Raw genomic sequence first — 20557 nt, forward strand, 5'->3', positions numbered from 1 at the left:
GGACAATAACAGATAAAAATCAAGTATACGACGTGTATATTTTTGATAACTTGCACCAAAATTTTATCACCATGAAATATAACTTAAAACTCATTTTGCTGGCGGCTTTAACCGTTTTTACAGCAAGCACCTATGCGCAGCTAACTCCCGCACCCAGTTCGACCCAAACAATTGCACAAGACTTTGGACTTGGGAAGATTAACCTCACCTACTCGAGACCGAACGTTAAAGGCCGCAAAATATTCGGCAATGTTGAGCCTTACGGCAAAGTTTGGCGTACCGGCGCCAACTCTGCAACAGTAATCAAATTTAGCGATGACGTGTCAATCGAAGGGCACAAAGTTGCTGCAGGCGAATACGGCTTGTTCAGCATACCTGGCGAAAGCGAATGGACCATTATCCTGAGTAAAAACCCGAAACAATGGGGCGCCTACACCTACAAAGAAGCCGATGACTACCTGCGCTTTCCAGTTAAGCCTGTTAAACTTAATGAAACCCAGGAAACATTTACCATGCAGTTTGTAAACGTTTTCCCAACCAGCGCCGAGCTGCACCTGATGTGGGAGCACACCGCACTCAACCTGCACCTCACTACCGATATTGATGCCAAAGTAATGGCAAGGATAGATTCGGCTATGAAGACCGATAAAAAACCTTACTATGAGGCCGTTATTTACTACTACAACAATAACAAGGATATGAAGACGGCATTGCCATGGGCCGAAGAAATGGGTAAAATGCCCGGCATGCCTCCGTTTGTTGCCGATTTGTGGAAAGCTCGTGTGCAGCTAAAAACAGGTGATAAAACCGGCGCGATAACCACAGCCACCGCAGGCGTTGAAGCTGCTAAAAAAGCCAATAACGATGAGTATACCCGCTTAAATACAGAGTTGATAGCGCAGGCGAAGAAATAAATTTGCGATAGCTACTTCAAAGAAAAAGGCTGTTAACAATTTAACAGCCTTTTTCTTTTATTATAGCTTCTTATTTAACCTGTCGTTTTTGGGATAACCTTCTTCGTCCAAATCGGTGCGGTCGTCTTCGGGGGTATGACTTAGTTTTTTATCGGCAGCATCAAGCTGAACAATGTGGCCGTCATCAATATGCATACCCAATTTGTCGACATCAGTTTCTAACGATTCATTGGGAATGTATTCTTCACCTGCATCGTAAGGGTTTGCTTCATCATAGGTCGAGTTCATATCCTCACCGTTTTTTACCGAGGTATTGTACGGATCGGCGTGCTGGTACTCGGGGTCGTCGCTTTTCACATCGTATTCAAAGCTATCATCTTCGGCGTTATATTTCAGATCTTCCTTATCAATGGTTTCGCCAAGTTCATCTTTCAGGGTGCGGTCCCGGTCTTCGCCTTCACTATCAAAAACAGGGTCAAATGGTTCTTTGTTCATAGGTTTTCGTGTTAGTTGTTGTAATGTTGAAAAGTTGGAATGTTGTAAAGTTACACCTTTTGAAGTGCAGTTTAACCACCCACCTAATCAACCCAATCTAAATAATCAACCTATCAATAAGTAATTTGTTTTCGGTAAGATGTAAGTGCTGCACCAATGGCAAATTTTACACCAATGGTAAATTGGGTGTATACGTCTTTTTTAGCACCGGCCGTAAAACCGTCAAGGTTGTCGCCAAAAACATAGTTGTAGTTATAGCCAAGATCAATTTTAGCGCTAGGCTGTGAGTACCTGTTAAACAGCTTAATTTCATAACCTATACGGATAGGTAAAAACGGTTCCTTTGTTTTATCGTCGCCACCAGTATAAAAACCCGGCACTTTTTCGGAAGTGCGGCTTATTTGGGTTATGTTATTGCGCACAAAGCCCAGGCCAAGCGAAACATACAGGTTTTTAAGACCATTCATAAACGGGCTGCGCGAATAATCCATGATCTCACCCATTTGCAGTTGTCCTCTAAAAACGAAAGCTGCAAAATCATTATTAAAATACCTGCCCGAATTTGTGGCAACAGAGTCGCCGCCGCGCAGTTTACCCAATTGCACCTCGAACACAAAATTGGTATAAGGCGTTGCGTTATAGGTAAAATTAAAATGAATGGCCGGCATCATTGTAGTTGTTTCGGCATCGCCATAAACCGTATTAAAGCTTACAGCAGTACCTACATCATAAAGCGCATAATTGTAGCCTGCCTGACCTTTCGCTATAAATGTAGTACCAACAAACAGGGTTATGAAAATTGTTTTGAGGATATGTTTCATCATAATTTATAGCAGCACCTTTGTAAAGGATTAACCAGCGGTTTAATTATATTTTATAAAAATAGTATCTAAGTTTATAAAAATAGCATGTTGGGTAAAGAAAAGTTAAATGATGAGTAGCGAGTGGTGAATAGCAAGTGGTTAAAAACGACAGCAACTGGTAAATTTTGACAAAAAAACGTCAAATACTCACTATAAACTTCTCATTATTCACCAAACCATTTTTATATATTTGGAGCCATTTAAAAAATAACCATACCGAAGATGTCGAAAATTAAAGTTGAAAATCCTGTAGTTGAGCTTGACGGCGATGAAATGACCCGTATTATATGGAAGTTTATCAAAGATAAGCTGATAATTCCGTACCTGGACCTTGATATTAAGTATTACGACCTTGGTATTGAGTACCGCGACGAAACTAACGACCAGGTTACTATTGATGCTGCAAATGCTATAAAACAATATGGCGTAGGCATAAAATGCGCCACCATTACACCCGACGAAGAGCGTGTAAAGGAATTTAATTTAAAACAAATGTGGAAATCGCCAAACGGCACTATCCGTAATATACTGGATGGTACTGTTTTCCGCGAGCCTATTGTTATGGCTAACGTGCCGCGTTTGGTACCAAACTGGACAGCCCCCATATGCATTGGCCGTCATGCTTTTGGCGACCAGTACCGCGCTACCGATTTTTTAACCAAAGGCAAAGGTAAGCTGACTATTAAGTTTACACCCGAAGACGGCAGTCCGGAACAATCGTTCGAGGTTTTCAACTTTAAAGGTGATGGCGTGGCGCTGGCTATGTATAACACCGATGAGTCGATAAAAGGCTTTGCACGTGCTTGCTTTAACCAGGCATTGCTAAAAAAATGGCCTTTATATTTATCAACCAAAAATACCATCCTTAAAAAATACGACGGCCGGTTTAAAGATATTTTCCAGGAGATATACGAGCAGGAATTTAAACTTGAATTTGAAGCCAACCAGCTTACCTACGAACACCGCCTGATTGACGACATGGTTGCGTCAGCATTAAAATGGCATGGCAACTTTGTATGGGCCTGTAAAAACTATGATGGCGACGTACAATCAGACACCGTTGCACAGGGCTTTGGTTCATTAGGCTTGATGACCTCGACCCTGGTTACTCCAGATGGTACAGTTATGGAAGCGGAAGCTGCACACGGCACGGTTACCCGCCACTATCGTGAGCACCAGGCCGGAAAGCCAACTTCAACCAATCCAATCGCATCTATTTTTGCATGGACTCGCGGCTTAGAGTTCCGTGGTATGCTGGATAAAAACCAGGAGCTGATTGACTTTTGTAAAGCGCTTGAAGAGGTTTGTATCGAAACTGTTGAAAGCGGCAAAATGACAAAGGACCTTGCCATCACCATAAAACCAAAAGTGGAGCACGGTACCGATTATTTGTATACCGAAGAATTTTTGGCTGCTATTGACGAAAATTTGAAAAAGAAACTGGGGAAATAATAATTTACCGGTTTACTGATAATAAGAAAAGCCAATTGGAAAAACTCCGATTGGCTTTTTTTTTATTATTAAAGCTATGATAGCCTACCCTTTGTTCATTTAATTATTGTGGCAAAAGTTTATGCAGATTAAATAGCCGGTTGTAATTTTTCGTAAAAACCTTGTTTTATGCCCCCTCAAACCGCTAACTTAGCGGCTCAAAACATCTGCAACTATGTCAACATTATATCCCTTAAAATTCAAAACCATTTTTAAAGACAAAATTTGGGGCGGTCAGAAAATAAAGACTTACCTGCACAAAGATTTTGGTTCGTTGCCAAACTGCGGCGAAACCTGGGAAATATCGGGCGTAAAATCGGATGTGTCAGTTGTAAACGGGGGCGCGCTGGATGGCGAGTCACTGGCTGATTTGTTGGAGCAATTTAAAGGCGAACTGGTAGGTGAAAAGGTTTATGCCCATTTTGGCAATATATTCCCGCTGCTGGTAAAATTTATTGATGCGAAGGAAGATTTATCGGTACAGGTGCACCCCAATGATGAGCTGGCAAAAAAACGTCACAACTCCTTCGGTAAAACCGAGATGTGGTATGTGATTGAGTCGGACCCGGGTTCCACATTGATTGCCGGTTTTAATAAGGAACTAAACGAGCAGGAGTATCTCGACAAATTTAACAGTGGTCACTTGATGGACATCCTGAATAAGGAAAATGCCAATGCCGGCGATGTTTTCTTTTTACCTGCAGGCCGCGTTCATACTATTGGCGCAGGGCTGTTGATTGCCGAAATTCAGCAAACATCGGACATTACCTATCGTATTTACGATTTTGACCGTGTCGATGATAAGGGTAACAAACGCGAGCTGCACACCGAAGAAGCACTGGCGGCCATAGATTATCACCACTATCCCAACTACAAAACCCAATATCAGCCCGAAAAAAATAAAACAGTTGACCTGGTAACGTGTCCTTATTTTACCACCAACCTGCTTGATTTTACTACCGATACTTCAAAAGACTACAGCAACCTTGATTCGTTTGTAATATACGTTTGTGTAGAAGGCAGCTTTACCGTTAAAACTGCCGATGCTGGATACCCTGTTAAAATGGGAGATTGCATTTTGCTGCCGAAAATAATGGAGAAGGTTGACCTGGTAACTACCAGCGGTTTTAAAATATTGGAAAGCTATATTGAATAGATATTAAGGGCGATTAATCAAATTGTCATGCCTGATATTGGCTAAAGCCGATATCCCATTATTGATATCCCGTCCCTTAAAAGGAGACGGTAATGAAAAAAATATTGTCAGTTCATTGCCGTCGGCTTTAGCCAACGGATATAGAAATGTCCCGACAGCGGCTTTAGCCAAAAAGCCGCTATGTTTTTGAAAATAATTAGCTTGAGTATTTTAGCGACGCTTTGAATTATACTTATGTTCTTTCCGTTAATCACCGATCATCTCACTCGTTTGGCCCCCAACGGTTGTCGTAATAAACAGCAACCCAGACCAAACAGCAAAATTTTACAATTTGTGGATGTATTTTTTCGGCTCATATAATTTTTTTGCTGCAATAAAACTTAGGTTTGCAACTGCAAAAGCTTTTGGTGCGCTAAAACATTTAAAACAGTAATTTCCACGGTTTATAGGTACGATTATTATTACATTTCTTAATTTTAAATTAACCCGGATGTATTACTGAAGTATCAAATTAAGGCAAATTGCCTTAATGCTGTGTTGTACTTTTATCACTATTTAAAAGTTGGTTTTTAAGGTTTACACCGTAGTTTAAAGAGTTTGAGGCTTTTTTATTTTGACCAGAAACAAAGCACTCAAACATACGGCGTACTTGTTTGTAGTTTTATAATGAAAAATTGCAAGTATTTTTATCACAGTTAATGGAGCAATTAAACAGCACATCAAGCCCTGCGCGAAAAAAACGTCCGAAAATTGTCCAAACGATAGTTGATTTTTTTTCAAGCATTTATAATATCCACCTGTTTATCGTTCGCTTTTTTCGCGAGGCGTTCGTGCCGCCGTTTGAATTTAAAGAGATTGTAAGGCAGTGTTATGAAGTTGGTGTACGCTCGTTCACCCTTATTACCGTAACGGGTTTTATAGTGGGCTTTATATTTACCAAACAATCGCGCCCGTCGCTGGTGGAGTTTGGTGCACAATCCTGGATTCCGAAATTGGTATCCATTGCTATAATGCGCGCCCTTGCCCCATTGGTAACCGCGCTTATTGCGTCGGGTAAGGTAGGCTCAAGCATCGGCGCCGAATTAAGCTCGATGCGGGTAACCGAACAGATTGACGCCATGGAAGTATCGGGCACCAAACCATTTAAATTTTTGGTTTGCACACGCGTGCTTGCAACCACTATAACCATCCCCATTTTGGCCACTTATACAGGCTTTATAGCGCTGATAGGTGGCTATTTAAATGTTGCACAAAACGAGGGCACCAGTTACAGCGCCTTTATGGAGGAAGTGTTTAAGCCCCTTACTTTTGTCGATTTTAATGCATCGCTGATAAAAGCCATTTTGTTTGGCTTTACCATAGGTATTGTGGGTTGTTACCAGGGCTATTATTCAAATAAAGGCACCGAAGGAGTAGGTAAGGCAGCAAACGGGGCTGTTGTAACGGCAATGTTTTTAGTATTTATTGAAGAGGTGATAATTGTGCAGATAACCGGTAACTTCCGGTAAAATTTATGGAGAAACCAAAAGCACATATCGATTATAACAACCCGGTTATCAGCATCCGGGGCGTGGCCAAGGCATTTGAAGACTTTGCAGTGCTGCGGGGAATTGACCTGGACCTTTTCCAGGGCGAAAACCTTGTGGTGCTGGGGCGCTCAGGTACGGGGAAATCGGTATTGATAAAGCTGGTGTCGGGTTTATTAAAGCCCGACAGGGGCACCATAAAAGTACTTGGACAGGAAGTAACCGAAATCAGCGAAAAGGAACTGCAGGAACTGCGCATCCGGATAGGCTTCTCTTTCCAGAACAGTGCGTTGTATGATAGTATGACCGTGCGTAAAAACCTCGAATTTCCGTTGGTGCGCAACCGTAAAAGTATCACGCGTAAAGAAATAGATAAGGCTGTTGAGGAGGTACTTGATTCAGTGGGCCTTTCGCAAACCATTAACCAAATGCCGGCCGAACTTTCGGGAGGGCAACGCAAACGTATTGGTATTGCCCGCACGCTTATACTCAACCCCGAAATTATGCTGTACGATGAGCCCACTGCCGGACTTGACCCTATTACCTGTACCGAAATTAACGAGCTCATAAACCAGGTACAGCAACAATACCACACCTCATCCATTATTATTACACACGACCTTACCTGCGCCAAAGAAACCGGCGACCGGATAGCTATGCTGCTTGATGGTCAATTTCAGCGGGTGGGCACTTTTAACGAAGTATTCGACACAAACGACGAACGGGTAAAACCATTTTTTGACTACAACTTTATACAATAGATATTTATAGCACATATTATGGCTGCATCAGACAATAGGAGAGCAATAACAGTTGGGATATTTTTATCGCTCGGCCTCATTATATTTATAATTGGCGTTTTCACCCTTGGCGGCGAACAGAAAAGCTTTGCCAAAAACATAAAAATCAGCGCCGTTTTTGACGATGTCGCCGGTTTAAAAAAGGGCAACGATGTTTGGTTTTCGGGCGTAAAAGTTGGCACCATTACCAGCATTAAATTTGTGGGCACATCGCAGGTAGATGTAAATATGAAGATTGACCAAAGCGTTCAGCAATTTATTCACCGCAACGCCGGTGTACGTATCAGTTCAGATGGATTTATAGGCAACAAGCTTATCGTTATTGATGGTGGCAGCCCGCAGGCACCACAGGTAGATGATGGTGCAGTTTTACAGGCTGAAAAACTTACTTCGACCGATGATATTATGAAAACGTTGCAACGTAACAATCAAAACCTGCTTGCTATTACCAGCGATTTTAAATTACTGAGCCATAAAATATTACAGGGCAAAGGGACTGTGGGCACTTTGTTGGCCGATAGCCTTATGGGTGAACAACTACGCAGATCGATGGCTAATTTACAGACTGCTACTGCAAGCGCAGCCCGTCTTGCCGGGCAGTTGGACGTCTTCAGCAAAAAAATGAATACCAAAGGCGGCTTTGCTGATAAAGTGCTTACCGATACTGTTGTCTTCAGCCGTATAAAAGCTTCTATTGCGCAATTGCAGCAAGCTGCAACAAACGCGTCAACCCTTACGGATAATTTAAATAAGGTGAGCAATAAGCTTAATGAAAAGGACAACGCTGTCGGCGTTTTACTTAACGATCCTAAAGCAGCAGCACAAATCCGTAGCACATTAAACAACCTGCAGCAAAGTTCCATAAAACTTAACGATGACCTTGAAGCCGCCCAGCATAACTTTTTTCTGAAAGGATTTTTCAAAGACAGGGCGAAGGCGAAAGCGGATAGTTTGAGGAAAAAGTGATTAGAGAATGGAGGTTAGGGATTAGGAGAATCTGTCCGCATTACAACTAACCTCCTATCAACTAATCACTAATCTCTACTTCGCGAATATCTCCCCTGCTTTGCGTTGCTCCGGTGTTAGCGTTTGCCAGTTTTGGTAGCAGGCGTTCAGATAGGGAACCAGGGCAAACTTCTTATCAGTATATTCTTTAACATCGGGTGTATATAACGACAGGAAATCGTCCATATCTGTACCTTTTAGGGGAACATAATTACTTACGTTTAACGGTGTAAAAATGGCGCTGATGTGTTCGCTTATTTCGCGGTCCTTAACTGATTGCGCAGCCTTGCGCTTCCGGCGCTCATCTTTTGTCCAGTAATGCAGGCGTACGGCTATTCCCCCAACAGCGTTAAAATTTGCGTCACGCTGGTAAACAACCGGCTGGCCATGAAACATCGGGTCGTAATACTGTATAGCATTTGGGTTTGCCACCGCCCGGCCGCTTGTATCAGTAATGGTTACCTGGTTCAGCATGTTGTTTTTGGGCGTCATGAATATTTCGCGGGCATGCATATCGGTTATCAATACCGTATCAGCCTGGTAGGCAAATATTGTAAAAATCACCAGGTCACCAGGTTTGGCGGCTATACCAAACTGTCCGTCTTTAAGGCTGATTGTCTTTAACCCGTTAGTTAGGTTTTGGATACGCACCGATGGTAGCGCGATCCGTGTTTTATATTCCAGCACACGTCCGCTAAAAACCGACTGGCCGCTGGCCGTTAATGTCCCCAAAAAGCAAAAGCAAACTATCAGTAAATTTCTTAGCATTCGTAAATATAGCTTTATCCGGTTTTTATTTGACAGGAGATAACATTTTTTAACATTTGAATGAGGCATCGGTGGCCGCAAATACATTGTCGATTTAGTGCACTGCAAAAACGAACCTTCGACGACGAGGCAGGCGGGGCATTTCTAAGGATTGGGCGTAGTTTTATGCTCGCCGCCAAAAATATCCCCCGCTTTGCGTTGTTCCGGCGTCAACGTTTGCCAGTTTTGGTAGCAGGCATTAAGATAGGGAACCAGCGCAAATTTTTTGTCGGTATATTCCTTAACATCAGGTGTATACAGCATTAGGAAATCGTCCATATCTGCGCCCTTTAATGGCACATAGTTGCTAATATTTAGCGCTGTGAAAATAGCGCTGATGTGTTCGCTTATTTCACGTTCTTTAACCGATTGCGCAGCTTTTTGTTTCTGGTGTTCATCTTTTTTCCAATAATGCAGGCGTATGATAATGCCGCCCACCGGTTTAAGGTATTTTGGATCGCGCTGGTATACAACTGCCTGGCCGTGGAACATCGGGTCGTAGTGCGGTACTGCATTCGGACTTGCGACAGCGTGTCCGCTGGTATCGGTAATATTTACCTGGTTCAGCATATTTGTTTTGGGCGTCATGAAAATCTCGCGGGCATGCATGTCGGTTATCAAAACCGTATCGGGCTGGTAGGCAAATGTGGTAAAAACAACCAGGTCGCCGGGCTTGGCGGCAACAGCAAACTCCCCGTCTTTCAGGCTGATTGTCTTTATTCCGTTGGTTAAATTCTGGATACGGACTGAGAGCAAAGGAATATGTGTTTTATACTCCATCACCCGCCCGCTAAAAACCGACTGGCCGTTGGCGGTTAAAATTCCAAAAAAGCAAAAACAAACTAAAAGTAATTTTTTTAGCATACGTAAATATAAATTAAAGCCATTTTACTTTTAGAGTGATAACATTATTTAACATTTGGGTTATTCATTACCTTTATCAAATATGAACGATATAAATTTATTTTCGGCGCGGTATAAGCTATTGAACGATGCCGATTTAATTGCAATTGTTGACAGTCCCGACGACTACCAGCCGACTGCCGTTGATGCTGCGACCATCGAACTACAAAGCAGGCAATTAACACCGGCGCAAGTCGATGAAATAAGAACTCGCGCCAGCACAAATAGCCAATTACAACCATCGCAACAACAAAATTTGATACGTTTTAAAAAATCAATATTCAAAAAACTAAATATTGATAATCAGCCGCTATCTAAGGCCACAAGGTATATAAATATCATCACCGGCGCTGTTGGCTTTTTCTTCATAATGGCTATAATGTTTGGTGACACCAGTATTTATAAAATGATGTTTAGTGCAGCATCATATAATATAAATTTTATCCTTATCGCTTTACCTTATGTATTGCTTCCATTGGGTACGTTACTTTTCGGGCTCAGAAAAAAATCCGGCTGGATAATGCTAAGCGCAGCTTCAACTTATATAGCTGCACAACTATTATACTTTGAGAAGAAAAATCTGTTAATTAAAGCGGACCGCGATTTTGGCGACATGATATCTTATAATGAACTGATAGTTGAAAGCCTGGTGCTTCTACTTTTTGCAGTTGTTGCTATTATCATGTGCAGGAAAGACATTAGAGATATATTCAAAATAGATATTAAAATTATGTTATTTACAATGGCAGTTGCTGTTACGGTTTTAGTAGCGCAGATTTTCAGATTAGTATAAAATCAACTTTATCTGATTTCGATTATTATAGATTAACGCAAATTTGTTAAGGCCGGCGGGGGACTAGCAGGACAAATGGCTTTTTGTTTTAAAAAACATGAGCAGAATGGACAAGTTCCCAGTTTACTTGCGAAAGCCAATATTTGAAAAACTGTTTAACATTGCCGAGTATACTAATTTGACAAAGGAGGAAAGAAACATGTACGATAGCAGCTTAAAATATAAATGGGATAATAAAAATGTGCTGGATACGGCCGTAAATGAAGCTAAATTAGAAGAAGCTAAAGAAATCGCCCGTGAATTAAAAAAAGAAGGCCTGGCTATAGAATTTATAGCTAAGACCACTAAACTTTCAATTGAAGAAGTAGAAAAATTGTAAAACGAAAAAGACTTACGAAGTTTTAAAAACTCCGTAAGTCTGATATTTGTCAATAAAGAGTTTATTTACCCTCTTCCGGTTTAGCAGGCTTTTCCTTGCCCACTTTCTCAACCGTCTCTTCGTTAGCCTTTTGCAGCTTTTTCAGCATTTCGGTGCCGATGAGGGCATCAATCATACCGCTACCACCGCCGTCTTTACCGTTTACCAGGATATCAGGCACTAGTTTGATACCATGGCTTGCCAGGGCCTCGGCTACACGCACTATGGCGTATTGTTCGGTACCCATGGCCTGGGTTTTTTGTTTGGTTACTTCGGCTTCTGATAAACCTATCGCCCTGATTTTGGCAGCTTCGGCCGAACCATTTACTTCGGTTGCGTTTGCGTCAGCCTTGGCGTTAACAGTTTTGGCTTCGGCATCAGCCTTGGCAATAGTGATCCTGACTTCGGCATCAGCCTTGGCATTAATGGTTTTGGCTTCGGCCTCGCCACGTGATGCAGCAACTTTCGAAGCAGCCATCTGGGTGTTTATTTCCACCTGGCGGGTTGATTTTACAACCTCGGGCTGCATATCGGCACCTGCTTTGGCGCTTTCAAACTCCTTACGTTCAATTTGCGCATGGCGCTGTATTTCATAAGTAACTTTTTCCTGCTCGGCCAGTTTACGGTCGGTTAAGGTTTTCATCAGGGCTGGTGGCGGCACAATATCACCAATCAGCGTATCAACACCAACCACGTTATAGTCGTTTAAAACTTTGCTGATGTGTAGTTTGGCATCGTCCTGACGTTGGATACGGTTGGCCAAAAACTCAATCACGTCGCTTTTTTGTGCCGAGTTACGGAAATAGTTGGCAATGGTTGGCTCCAGGACCTGCGATACCAGGTTTTTCATGTTACCAAACCTTGCGATAACCTTTGGCGCTTCATTACGCGGTATGTGTATAATCTGCGACACGTCGAGGTTGAATGTAAAACCGTCGGATGAACGAACAGTAATGGTACACAAGTTTTTATCCAGTTCATGCGCTTCGGTGCGGCTATCGGCCCAGTTAAGCACTATGTTGGTGGTTGGTACCACTTCAACCGCATGGGTATAGATGTTTACCGGGTGTTTACCAGGATCGAGCGGTTGGTCCCACACACCTTTTTCGTTGCGTTTAACAATGTTACCGTGTTTAAAGCCTTCGCCGCTGGTGTCGGTACCTTCAGGCCCAACAAACGAGTTCACTACACCCACATAACCAATCGGGATGTATATCATATCTACCTGTTCAACCACTACAAACCAGGGGTTTAAATAATAGGTACCTGCAAGTATCACGTCCTCCTGCAAACCTTTCATACCGCCGGCGTTAATAAAGGCCATGGGGTCCTGGTAGTTTTTATGGCCCACTACTGAAACACCGGCAATTTCGCCCTTGTCGAGCGGCTCACCGTCCAGCGTGGTAACAATGCCCACCTTGTTTTCGTGTATCTGGGTAATAGGCACCATCACAATTTCGAACAAAAAGGTGTTGATACGATAACTACCCGGCGTTAAAAACGCTGCCTGCGGACCTCTTTGGCCCTTATTATCCAAAAATGCTACAGCATCCTGGTATTTGTCGCAGTCTACCGGCCTGCCCAGCACACGACCTGTGTCCATAGGCGCGCCGTCCTTTGCCTTAACCAGGCCCAGCTTACCCTGCTCAATAATGGTAAAGGCCTCCATGGTAATGGTAAACTGCCACGGCCACATGGCCCAGTATAAACCAGGAGCCAGCGCTTTGGCCTGCATACCGGCCTCGCCGTTAATGGCAATGATACGGCCGTCGGGCAAACGTTTGCTACCCGAGAGGGCGTACTTTTTTACCACCAAACCAATGCGGTCGTCCGGTACGATAACCATACCAAAGAAAACGCGCAAAACAAATTTGTACATCACAAGAACAATTATGACAGGCAATACCCACCATAATGAAATAATCATTGGGTTCATTTTTTAGATTGAATTTTAAGATTTTTTAATAAAACATGGCCCTTGAGGTGCGGGCTTTTACGAGAACTTTCAGCATTAACTTTACGTTCCTTAGCTGTTAAGTGATATTTAGATATCAATGTGTAGGCGGATGTTACAAAAATTGTGATAAATTTTTTGAAAAAGATTCAAGATAAAAGAACCAAGAGTCAAGAATCAAGAGCCAAGATAAAAAAAAGAGCGAACCGTAATATCAGGCCAACTAAAATAATATTCAACAATTGTAAACAATTGCTTTACTGCAATGGTTAGCTAATTACTCCACGCATATCAATCCTGATAAAAAAAGCTTGACGCTATGAAAAAAACAGAAACTCCCGAAAAATTAAAAGAAGGCTCAAAAGGCGTTGCGCCCCAAAAAGCTGAAGAAATTAAAACTGAAGGCCCGTTAAGTGAAAAAGACGAAGTAAAACAGGCGGAGGAAAAAATGCGAAAGGCAGCGAAAAAAGTCATCGTAGAGACTGAATGCCTTCGTCTCCGCCAGGATATTAAAAACCCTTATTCATCAACTCCTGGAAACAATCAACATATTGGCCAATATGGATCCCATCAACTAAAGCATGGTGCACATGTACCGACATTGGCATTGTTCTTTTACCATCTTTCTCTGTCATCTTACCAAACGAAATACTTGGGCAGCTGTCTTCTTTACCAACCGAAAACATCCGCGCGTGTGAGAGCGATGTAAAATCTATCCATGGTAATGATGAAAAGCGAATAATGTTATCCCTGTCGGCTAGCTCCAGATCATTCCTTGCCTGTACCCGCTCGACTTCAATTTTTGCAGCTTCGATATATTTTTCAAACGATGGGTTATAATCGATATAACTAAAACCAAAAGTACCGTCGGCGCGACCGATGGTTGATGCAGCGTCTATCCTGTCGTAAATAAAAGCGTCACCGCCCTCTATCCTTAGCTTAAATGGCTCAAAGCTATTGGCTGCGGCTAAGGCATTGTATAAGGTATATAAGTAAAATGAAACACTTTTTTCCTTCACAAATTTGTAGGCTTCGGTGCAATCAATAGTTACACAAACGCCATAAACAGGGTCTTCAAATTTTCGGAAGAATTCAAAATGTGCTTTTCGTGCCCAGGTTGAGGTGTCGAATTTTTGTCGCATAGGACAAAAGTAAAACAAGTTTTTCGACGCCGGCTTGCCATGTGACAAGATTTGAAAAGATTCGGTACCCCAATTAACGCGATAGTACTTCAATCGGTTAATACTTATTTTATACATTAGCATCAGATATGCTTAATAAAATACAAAATCAGATTCAAGATATCGACCCGGATTTAAAAATCGGTTCGCTTTATTTATGGGTAGAAGGATATACAGCTGATAACCAAATTGGACAGGGTGATATGGCATATTTAAAAGCCCCTACATTATTGGACAGTGAAAATATGGTTATCTTTTCGCCAACTTCACAGGCACCTTTATTTTCTATCAGAAAATTATTGAACGACCTGGTAAACGTTTATAACAACATCGAAATACAACAAGCAATTGAATTTGAACCAGTTGACAGTGAATTTAGTTTAAGTTTAAAGAATAATTTCGGCCAAATTCTGCTTGTAATTAGATACAATTCCTGGTCGCACAATACTAATTTAGAATTTGAGGAAAGAATAGACCAAAGCTATCTTCCAGCAATAATCAGGGATTTGGAAAAGATTTTGGAACGCTTTGCATAACAAAAGTGGTTTCAGAAATGAAAAAGTCTAAGACGCGAAGTACCACGTCTTAGACAACAAATTCCGAAATCCGAATTAAAATAACTCCAGCGTCACCACCGATTTTGCGGGCAACGTAACCACCAGGTTATCGCCATCCTTTTTCGCACCTTTAAAATCCTTCAGGCTAATTGTGTTTGGCTTATCAAAAGTATTTACATCAGTAATGTTTGCAGATGTCAATATCTGGCCGGTTACCGATTTCCATTTAATATCTTTTAAGCTGGTGCTTATTTTGATGTCGTTGTGCAAATCGAGATTTGCGAATGAAATATGCACCTTCCCAGCTGCATCCTGCGAAGCAGAAACATTTACAGCCGGCAGCTTCTTATCACCTGAAACATAGTCTGGGGAGGTTAGCTGCATAGGAAGGTATTTTGCGTCCTGGTGCACTTTGTACATGTCAAATATGTGATATGTAGGCGTCAGCAGCATTTTCTCCTTATCGGTTAAAATAAGCGATTGCAAAACATTGATGGTTTGGGCAAGTGCAGCTCCCTTAACCCGGTCGCAATGGTTGTTAAATATGTTTAGGTTGGTAGCAGCTATAAGCGCATCACGCAGGCTGTTTTGCTGGTATAAAAACCCGGGGTTGGTGCCTTGCTCAACATCAGTCCAAACGCCCCATTCATCAACTACCAAAGCGACATTCTTTTTAGGGTCGTATTTATCCATAATGGCAGCGTGTTTGGTAACTAGCTCTTCCATTTTCAGGCAGCGCTCCATAGTTTCAAAGTACTCCTTTTCGTCAAATTTAGTTGCCGAACCCTTGTGCCCCCAATCGCCGGTTGGCACGGTATAATAGTGCAGCGAAATACCCCACATATCCCAAGTCGGTATGTCTTTCATGATAACTTCTGTCCAGTTATAGTCGTCGGAGTTGGGGCCGCTGGCAATTTTCTTTAACGGTGCACCAGGGTAATTTTTAGCGAAAGCAGCATATCTTTTGTACTCATTGGCATAAAACTCGGGTGTCATATTACCGCCGCAACCCCAGCTTTCGTTGCCGATACCCCAAAAAGTAACTTTATATGGTTCGGGGTGGCCGTTTTGCTTACGCAGCTGGGCAATGGTACTGCCGCTGTTGCTGTTGGTGTACTCAATCCACTTGCTCATTTCTTCAACGGTACCGCTGCCTACATTTGCAGCAAAATAAGGCTCGGTGCCCAGCAGGCTGCAAAGCTCCAGGAACTCATGCGTGCCGAAGCTGTTATCTTCTGTTGTGCCACCCCAGTTGGTGTTCACCATGCGCGGGCGCTGGTCGCGCGGACCAATACCATCGCGCCAGTGATATTCGTCGGCAAAACAGCCGCCGGGCCACCGCAGGCTGGGGATTTTTATTTTCTTCAGTGCGTTTACAATGTCGAGACGTATGCGGTCCTGCTTTTCAACGGGCAGGTCTTTATCAACCCAAAAACCGCCATAAATGCCATGGCCCAAATGTTCGGCAAACTGGCCGTAAATATACTTGCTGATGGTTAGCTTTGAATCATTGCTGAGGGCTAACGTTGCCGTTTCCTGGCTGTAGGCGAAGCACGCCAAACATACAAAACAGAGGGTAAGAATTTTCTTCACGATGAATTGGTTTATAATTGTAAAAATAACACTTAAAACAAATAAACGAAATTTTATTTATAAGTTTAAATTAGATGCTGATAATGAAGGAGCTAAAATTGTCTTTGTTTTTTGTTTGCCTATGCTTCATTTTAAGCTGCAAACCATCCGTTAATTCGGCCGGGCTTTACGGCAAATGGGATTATATAAAAATTGAACACCCCACCCACGACCGGCCGGATATAGCTGCGACCGAATTAAAACAGCAAGGCGCGTCTATTGAATTTTCAAAAGACAGTACTTTTGTAATTATGTGGAGCGGCAGTGCGTTATCAAAAGGAAAATTCACAGCTGATGGCGATAAAATACAGCTAAATGAGAATTTGCCGGATGGAAGCACACGTAGTTTTGCTTTTTATGTTACAAAGGCAAGCGCTACGGAGATTACATTTGAAACGAAGGGGAGTGAGAATTCGAGGGTGACGGCGGTGAAGGAGTAAGTAGCAGTATAGAGTATTAGTTGCAGTTTTCCATCCCTCCCGTCATGCTGAACTTGTTTCAGCACCTCACTTGCTAAGTGGCCTGCATGCTGTCAACCTGTCCTGTGGGGTGCCGAAATAAATTCGGCATGACGATGAGATTGGACGTATTTTTAAATTTATGGTGATAGTTTAACGACTACTTGCACTTACTATTAAAAACAACAAAACTATGCCGGAGATAAACAACTTAATTCGGGCTACAGCAGCAGACAGGGAGCGGCTTTTTATAGCCTTATATAAAAGCGCGTTCCCGTCGGTGGCAAGGTATATCAGTAAAATGGGTGGCTCGTTTGACGAGGCTAAGGATGTTTTCCAGGATGCTTTAGTTATTTACTATGAAAAAGCGGCCGCGGGTACGGTTTCGATAAAAACCAATGAGAAGGCTTATTTACTGGGGACAAGTAAACACTTATGGCTACGCAGGTTTAAAGATAACGTGCTGCACTCCCCTATCGACGGTATTGATTTGGAGGAAGGTAACGCTGAAGAAGATTATTCGGAAAACAAACTGATGCATTACCTGGCAACGGCCGGCAAAAAATGCATGGATTTGCTCCGCTCCTTTTATTACGACAACGTGCCACTTGCCGATGCCGCAACACTGTTTGGCTTTTCGGGCGTGCGCTCGGCTACCGTGCAGAAATATAAATGTTTGGAGAAAGTTAGGGAAACCATTAAACAAAAATCGCTAACGTATGAGGACTTCCTTAATTGAAACCGAACAAATAGAAGCGCACCTGCTGCAGCTTTCGGCGCCAGGCGACACACTGGTGTTTGAAGCAAAGCTGCTGCTTGATGATGAATTGAACGAAAAGCTACAATGGCAAAAATCTGCCTATAATAAAATAAAACTGTACGGCCGTAACCAGCTGAAACAGGAGATTGAAGCCGTGCACCAAAGCCTGTTCAGCCAGGCGCGGCATAAAAGCCTTAGCGAAAAAATAAGGCAAATCTTTAGTAAACGATAAACCAATAATTTTATGAATATCGATAAAAACGAGTTCCGCAAATTTGCGGAGGGGCATTGCTATGTCAAAAAACAACCGCTGGATAATTACATCAACGCGATAGAAACGAGCCGGTTACCGCAGGCAATGACGCCTTACATCACCGAGGAACGTGAACTGCGTGTGTCCCAGATGGACGTGTTTTCGCGCCTGATGATGGACAGGATAATTTTCCTGGGTGCTGCTGTGGATGACAACATTGCTAATATTATACAAGCGCAGCTGCTGTTCCTGCAATCAGCCGACCCGAAGCGGGATATCCAGATGTACATCAATTCGCCGGGCGGTTCGGTGTACGCCGGTTATGGCATTTATGATACCATGCAACTCATTACGCCCGATGTGGCAACCATTTGCACCGGCATGGCAGCTTCGATGGCATCGGTGCTGTTATCTGCCGGTAAAACGGGAAAGCGGGCTGCACTAACACATTCGCGCGTAATGCTGCATCAGCCTTTGGGCGGCGTACAGGGCCAGGCATCAGATATCGAAATTACTGCCCGCGAAGTGTTGAAAGTTAAGAAAGAACTTTACACCATCCTGAGTAAACACAGTGGCCAGAGCTACGAGAAAATCCACGAAGTATCAGACCGCGACTTTTGGATGGACGGCGTTGAGGCAAAGGAGTTTGGGATAGTTGATGAGGTGCTGGGGAGCTAGTCCATAGTCGATGGACCATAGACCATAGTAAAACAAGTATAAGGATAGTATATCCTATGGACTATCGTCTATGGTCTATGGACTAAAATCAATGCACTCCCGCACCAACTTCTTCAGACGCTTCGACACGTTGCCTGATATTTCTTCTGCCTATTATCAGCACAAAAAAAGCCACAACAGCCGCAGTTGCCATTAATCCCGCCATGGGGATGGTGCTGCGGCTTTTAAACATGCTTACCACTACTGATGTAAGCGTACCCATGGCCATTTGCAGGCAACCCATCAGGGCCGCAGCCGTTCCAGCATTTTTGCCGAATGGTGCAAGAGACAGCGCCGCTGTGTTGGGATAGGTTATACCCACGCAGCATAAAAATGCAAATACGCTGGTAATGGTGCCGTAGATGCCCAGCCAGTTACCGGCGGAACCAATTAAAAATATAATGCCAATAATCACCATTGCCGGTAATGTAACGTTTACTATCTGCTCGCTTTTATACCTCCTGGTGAGCATACCATTAAACTGGCTGGAACCAATAAAACCAATGGAAAGCAGTGCAAAAATCCACCCATAAACTTTGGCGCTGATGCCGTAGACATCCATAAAAACAAAAGGCGAGGCAGCCAGGTAAGCGAATAAACCAGAGAAACCTATTGCCCCGCAAACTGCATAAGTATAAAACTGCGGATGCTTCATAACCGACCAAAAGCTGGTTATAATAGGAATTGGTTTTAACGAATAATGCGGATCGGGCTGGTAACTTTCGGGTAAAAGGAAGATTACCGCCAACAATATCAGGAATGCTATTGCTGCCAGTATCAAAAAAATTAACTGCCAGCCAAAGGCTGTGGTAATATAGCCGCCTACAGTTGGCGCCAGCATTGGCGATACGCCTAATATCAGGATCAGCAAGGCAAATACTTTTGCGTTTTCGCCGATCGGGAAAATATCACGTACCATTGCCATAGCAGCCACCGTTGCCGCGCAACTGCCTATCGCCTGTATAAAACGCAACACGATCAGCTGTTCTATCGACCCAACAAAAAAACATGCAATTGAAGCAGCTATGTACAGCACCAAACCGATGTACAAGGGTTTCTTCCGCCCAAACCTATCAAGCAAGGGACCATATAGCAACTGCCCGGCGGAAATTCCGATAAAAAAGCCTGACAAAGAAAGTGATACCTGCACCGTGGTGGTGTGCAGAGAGGCTGCAATTTGCGGGAAGCCCGGCAAATACATGTCGATTGAAAATGGTGCAATTGCCGTAAGTGCCCCTAATATTAATACAATAAGTACGTAACGTTTTCTTGTCATGGCGAATAGCCCGGTTATGTCTGCCGGGTTGCTAAGATAGAGATGCTTTTTAAGGAAACCGCCCTGACGCCTCAGGTGACAGGTAAACATGACCTAAAAATTACCTCGCCTACACTGTGGTTAATAGTTCATTGCTCCCCTTTAGGGGCTGGGGCTCACATCTCGCAATTTATCATCCAGCTAACGCCAAACTTATCCATAACCTGGCCGAACAGGGCGCCCCAAAACTGCACTTCTAACGGCATGGTTATTTTGCCTCCCTCGCCCAACTGGTCGAAAATTGAGCGAGCCTGGGCCTCGTCGTTGAGGCCGATGCTTAGGTAGATGCCGTTGCCATGGTCGATAGGTGTACCGGGCATGCCATCGCTAAACATCAGCATGCTGTCGCCAAACTCAAGGCGGGCGTGCATTATTTTGTCTTTATAGTTTGCCTCGGGCGGGAACATATCGCCAAAGCGGTTTAAATCGTGAACGGTACCATTAAAAACCTTCTGGTAATAATTTAAAGCTTCTTCGGTATTGCCTGCGAAGTTTAGATAGGGTATCAGTTTCATTTGGGTTTATTTTTTACTAAAGTACAAAGTTTTTGTCGCGCAAA

General features: G+C 43.1%; 21 protein-coding genes and 1 pseudogene. 13 read left to right on the plus strand and 9 right to left on the minus strand.

Annotated features, from left to right (window positions below):
* The first annotated feature begins 71 nt into the window (after positions 1–71).
* Complete coding sequence (locus NAF19_RS01720) at positions 72–914, plus strand: DUF2911 domain-containing protein (protein WP_252788016.1); 843 nt, start codon at positions 72–74, stop codon at positions 912–914.
* Positions 915–974: 60 nt separating this feature from the next.
* Here NAF19_RS01720 and NAF19_RS01725 read toward each other — a convergent pair whose 3' ends face one another.
* On the minus strand, positions 975–1409 hold the full coding sequence (locus NAF19_RS01725) for a hypothetical protein (RefSeq protein WP_252788017.1): 435 nt from the start codon (positions 1407–1409) through the stop codon (positions 975–977).
* 113 nt (positions 1410–1522) lie between these two features.
* Positions 1523–2233: a hypothetical protein gene (locus tag NAF19_RS01730; RefSeq protein WP_252788018.1), complete on the minus strand. Its 711-nt coding sequence runs from the start codon at positions 2231–2233 to the stop codon at positions 1523–1525.
* Positions 2234–2494: 261 nt separating this feature from the next.
* Here NAF19_RS01730 and NAF19_RS01735 point away from each other — a divergent pair, with 261 nt between their 5' ends.
* The 5 genes from NAF19_RS01735 (at position 2495) to NAF19_RS01755 (ending at position 8211) form a co-directional block, all read left to right on the plus strand.
* Entirely contained in the window at positions 2495–3724 is a 1230-nt protein-coding gene (locus NAF19_RS01735) for an NADP-dependent isocitrate dehydrogenase (protein WP_252788019.1), read from the plus strand.
* Between the two features lie 214 nt (positions 3725–3938).
* On the plus strand, positions 3939–4919 hold the full coding sequence (locus NAF19_RS01740) for a type I phosphomannose isomerase catalytic subunit (RefSeq protein WP_252788020.1): 981 nt from the start codon (positions 3939–3941) through the stop codon (positions 4917–4919).
* A 698-nt stretch (positions 4920–5617) separates the two neighbouring features.
* Positions 5618–6427, plus strand: a complete 810-nt coding sequence (locus tag NAF19_RS01745; protein ID WP_252788021.1) for an MlaE family ABC transporter permease — start codon at positions 5618–5620, stop codon at positions 6425–6427.
* A 5-nt stretch (positions 6428–6432) separates the two neighbouring features.
* On the plus strand, positions 6433–7206 hold the full coding sequence (locus NAF19_RS01750; RefSeq protein WP_252788022.1) for an ABC transporter ATP-binding protein: 774 nt from the start codon (positions 6433–6435) through the stop codon (positions 7204–7206).
* Positions 7207–7224: 18 nt separating this feature from the next.
* Positions 7225–8211, plus strand: a complete 987-nt coding sequence (locus tag NAF19_RS01755) for an MlaD family protein (protein WP_252788023.1) — start codon at positions 7225–7227, stop codon at positions 8209–8211.
* Between the two features lie 75 nt (positions 8212–8286).
* On the opposite strand, the gene NAF19_RS01760 is transcribed toward NAF19_RS01755, so the two are convergent.
* Together NAF19_RS01760 and NAF19_RS01765 are read right to left on the minus strand one after the other, a co-directional pair.
* The gene (locus NAF19_RS01760; protein ID WP_252788024.1) at positions 8287–9018 is read right to left on the minus strand and encodes a hypothetical protein; all 732 of its coding nucleotides are present in this window, start codon (positions 9016–9018) and stop codon (positions 8287–8289) included.
* A 144-nt stretch (positions 9019–9162) separates the two neighbouring features.
* The gene (locus tag NAF19_RS01765) at positions 9163–9921 is read right to left on the minus strand and encodes a hypothetical protein (RefSeq protein WP_252788025.1); all 759 of its coding nucleotides are present in this window, start codon (positions 9919–9921) and stop codon (positions 9163–9165) included.
* A gap of 82 nt (positions 9922–10003) precedes the next feature.
* Between NAF19_RS01765 and NAF19_RS01770 the strand changes: the two genes are divergently transcribed.
* Both NAF19_RS01770 and NAF19_RS01775 read left to right on the plus strand, forming a co-directional pair.
* On the plus strand, positions 10004–10753 hold the full coding sequence (locus tag NAF19_RS01770) for a hypothetical protein (RefSeq protein ID WP_252788026.1): 750 nt from the start codon (positions 10004–10006) through the stop codon (positions 10751–10753).
* A 70-nt stretch (positions 10754–10823) separates the two neighbouring features.
* Positions 10824–11132: pseudogene (locus tag NAF19_RS01775) on the plus strand (PD-(D/E)XK nuclease family transposase); the annotation flags it as partial.
* A 61-nt stretch (positions 11133–11193) separates the two neighbouring features.
* Here NAF19_RS01775 and NAF19_RS01780 read toward each other — a convergent pair.
* On the minus strand, positions 11194–13098 hold the full coding sequence (locus NAF19_RS01780) for an SPFH domain-containing protein (protein WP_252788028.1): 1905 nt from the start codon (positions 13096–13098) through the stop codon (positions 11194–11196).
* 536 nt (positions 13099–13634) lie between these two features.
* Positions 13635–14267: a chloramphenicol acetyltransferase gene (locus NAF19_RS01785; protein ID WP_252788029.1), complete on the minus strand. Its 633-nt coding sequence runs from the start codon at positions 14265–14267 to the stop codon at positions 13635–13637.
* A 128-nt stretch (positions 14268–14395) separates the two neighbouring features.
* On the opposite strand from NAF19_RS01785, the gene NAF19_RS01790 reads away from it, so the two are divergent.
* Positions 14396–14842: a WapI family immunity protein gene (locus NAF19_RS01790; RefSeq protein ID WP_252788030.1), complete on the plus strand. Its 447-nt coding sequence runs from the start codon at positions 14396–14398 to the stop codon at positions 14840–14842.
* A gap of 75 nt (positions 14843–14917) precedes the next feature.
* On the opposite strand, the gene NAF19_RS01795 is transcribed toward NAF19_RS01790, so the two are convergent.
* On the minus strand, positions 14918–16456 hold the full coding sequence (locus tag NAF19_RS01795; RefSeq protein WP_252788031.1) for an alpha-N-arabinofuranosidase: 1539 nt from the start codon (positions 16454–16456) through the stop codon (positions 14918–14920).
* Positions 16457–16539: 83 nt separating this feature from the next.
* On the opposite strand from NAF19_RS01795, the gene NAF19_RS01800 reads away from it, so the two are divergent.
* The 4 genes from NAF19_RS01800 (at position 16540) to NAF19_RS01815 (ending at position 18644) form a co-directional block, all read left to right on the plus strand.
* Positions 16540–16935 carry a hypothetical protein gene (locus NAF19_RS01800; protein WP_252788032.1) on the plus strand — a complete coding sequence of 132 codons (396 nt, stop codon included), beginning with the start codon at positions 16540–16542 and terminating at the stop codon, positions 16933–16935.
* 211 nt (positions 16936–17146) lie between these two features.
* Positions 17147–17692 (plus strand): RNA polymerase sigma factor, encoded by a 546-nt coding sequence (locus NAF19_RS01805; protein WP_252788033.1) that lies wholly within the window; start codon positions 17147–17149, stop codon positions 17690–17692.
* Positions 17673–17945: a hypothetical protein gene (locus tag NAF19_RS01810; RefSeq protein ID WP_252788034.1), complete on the plus strand. Its 273-nt coding sequence runs from the start codon at positions 17673–17675 to the stop codon at positions 17943–17945. The genes NAF19_RS01805 and NAF19_RS01810 overlap by 20 nt, the downstream gene beginning before the upstream one ends.
* Before the next feature lie 12 nt (positions 17946–17957).
* On the plus strand, positions 17958–18644 hold the full coding sequence (locus NAF19_RS01815; RefSeq protein WP_252788035.1) for an ATP-dependent Clp protease proteolytic subunit: 687 nt from the start codon (positions 17958–17960) through the stop codon (positions 18642–18644).
* A gap of 88 nt (positions 18645–18732) precedes the next feature.
* Here NAF19_RS01815 and NAF19_RS01820 read toward each other — a convergent pair whose 3' ends face one another.
* Positions 18733–20049 (minus strand): multidrug effflux MFS transporter, encoded by a 1317-nt coding sequence (locus NAF19_RS01820; protein ID WP_252788036.1) that lies wholly within the window; start codon positions 20047–20049, stop codon positions 18733–18735.
* Between the two features lie 65 nt (positions 20050–20114).
* Entirely contained in the window at positions 20115–20513 is a 399-nt protein-coding gene (locus NAF19_RS01825) for a VOC family protein (RefSeq protein ID WP_252788037.1), read from the minus strand.
* Between the last annotated feature and the right edge of the window lie 44 nt (positions 20514–20557).

The organism is Mucilaginibacter flavidus, assembly GCF_024055575.1.
GTDB lineage: Bacteria > Bacteroidota > Bacteroidia > Sphingobacteriales > Sphingobacteriaceae > Mucilaginibacter > Mucilaginibacter flavidus.

Coding starts and splice junctions, on each gene's coding strand:
- NAF19_RS01785 (WP_252788029.1), bottom strand. CDS start 14,267: ATGCGACAAAAATTCGACACCTCAACCTGGGCACGAAAAGCACATTTT.
- NAF19_RS01810 (WP_252788034.1), top strand. CDS start 17,673: ATGAGGACTTCCTTAATTGAAACCGAACAAATAGAAGCGCACCTGCTG.
- NAF19_RS01770 (WP_252788026.1), top strand. CDS start 10,004: ATGAACGATATAAATTTATTTTCGGCGCGGTATAAGCTATTGAACGAT.
- NAF19_RS01820 (WP_252788036.1), bottom strand. CDS start 20,049: ATGTTTACCTGTCACCTGAGGCGTCAGGGCGGTTTCCTTAAAAAGCAT.
- NAF19_RS01805 (WP_252788033.1), top strand. CDS start 17,147: ATGCCGGAGATAAACAACTTAATTCGGGCTACAGCAGCAGACAGGGAG.
- NAF19_RS01815 (WP_252788035.1), top strand. CDS start 17,958: ATGAATATCGATAAAAACGAGTTCCGCAAATTTGCGGAGGGGCATTGC.
- NAF19_RS01755 (WP_252788023.1), top strand. CDS start 7,225: ATGGCTGCATCAGACAATAGGAGAGCAATAACAGTTGGGATATTTTTA.
- NAF19_RS01780 (WP_252788028.1), bottom strand. CDS start 13,098: ATGATTATTTCATTATGGTGGGTATTGCCTGTCATAATTGTTCTTGTG.
- NAF19_RS01745 (WP_252788021.1), top strand. CDS start 5,618: ATGGAGCAATTAAACAGCACATCAAGCCCTGCGCGAAAAAAACGTCCG.
- NAF19_RS01730 (WP_252788018.1), bottom strand. CDS start 2,233: ATGATGAAACATATCCTCAAAACAATTTTCATAACCCTGTTTGTTGGT.
- NAF19_RS01765 (WP_252788025.1), bottom strand. CDS start 9,921: ATGCTAAAAAAATTACTTTTAGTTTGTTTTTGCTTTTTTGGAATTTTA.
- NAF19_RS01750 (WP_252788022.1), top strand. CDS start 6,433: ATGGAGAAACCAAAAGCACATATCGATTATAACAACCCGGTTATCAGC.
- NAF19_RS01760 (WP_252788024.1), bottom strand. CDS start 9,018: ATGCTAAGAAATTTACTGATAGTTTGCTTTTGCTTTTTGGGGACATTA.
- NAF19_RS01735 (WP_252788019.1), top strand. CDS start 2,495: ATGTCGAAAATTAAAGTTGAAAATCCTGTAGTTGAGCTTGACGGCGAT.
- NAF19_RS01825 (WP_252788037.1), bottom strand. CDS start 20,513: ATGAAACTGATACCCTATCTAAACTTCGCAGGCAATACCGAAGAAGCT.
- NAF19_RS01790 (WP_252788030.1), top strand. CDS start 14,396: ATGCTTAATAAAATACAAAATCAGATTCAAGATATCGACCCGGATTTA.
- NAF19_RS01740 (WP_252788020.1), top strand. CDS start 3,939: ATGTCAACATTATATCCCTTAAAATTCAAAACCATTTTTAAAGACAAA.
- NAF19_RS01800 (WP_252788032.1), top strand. CDS start 16,540: ATGAAGGAGCTAAAATTGTCTTTGTTTTTTGTTTGCCTATGCTTCATT.
- NAF19_RS01725 (WP_252788017.1), bottom strand. CDS start 1,409: ATGAACAAAGAACCATTTGACCCTGTTTTTGATAGTGAAGGCGAAGAC.
- NAF19_RS01720 (WP_252788016.1), top strand. CDS start 72: ATGAAATATAACTTAAAACTCATTTTGCTGGCGGCTTTAACCGTTTTT.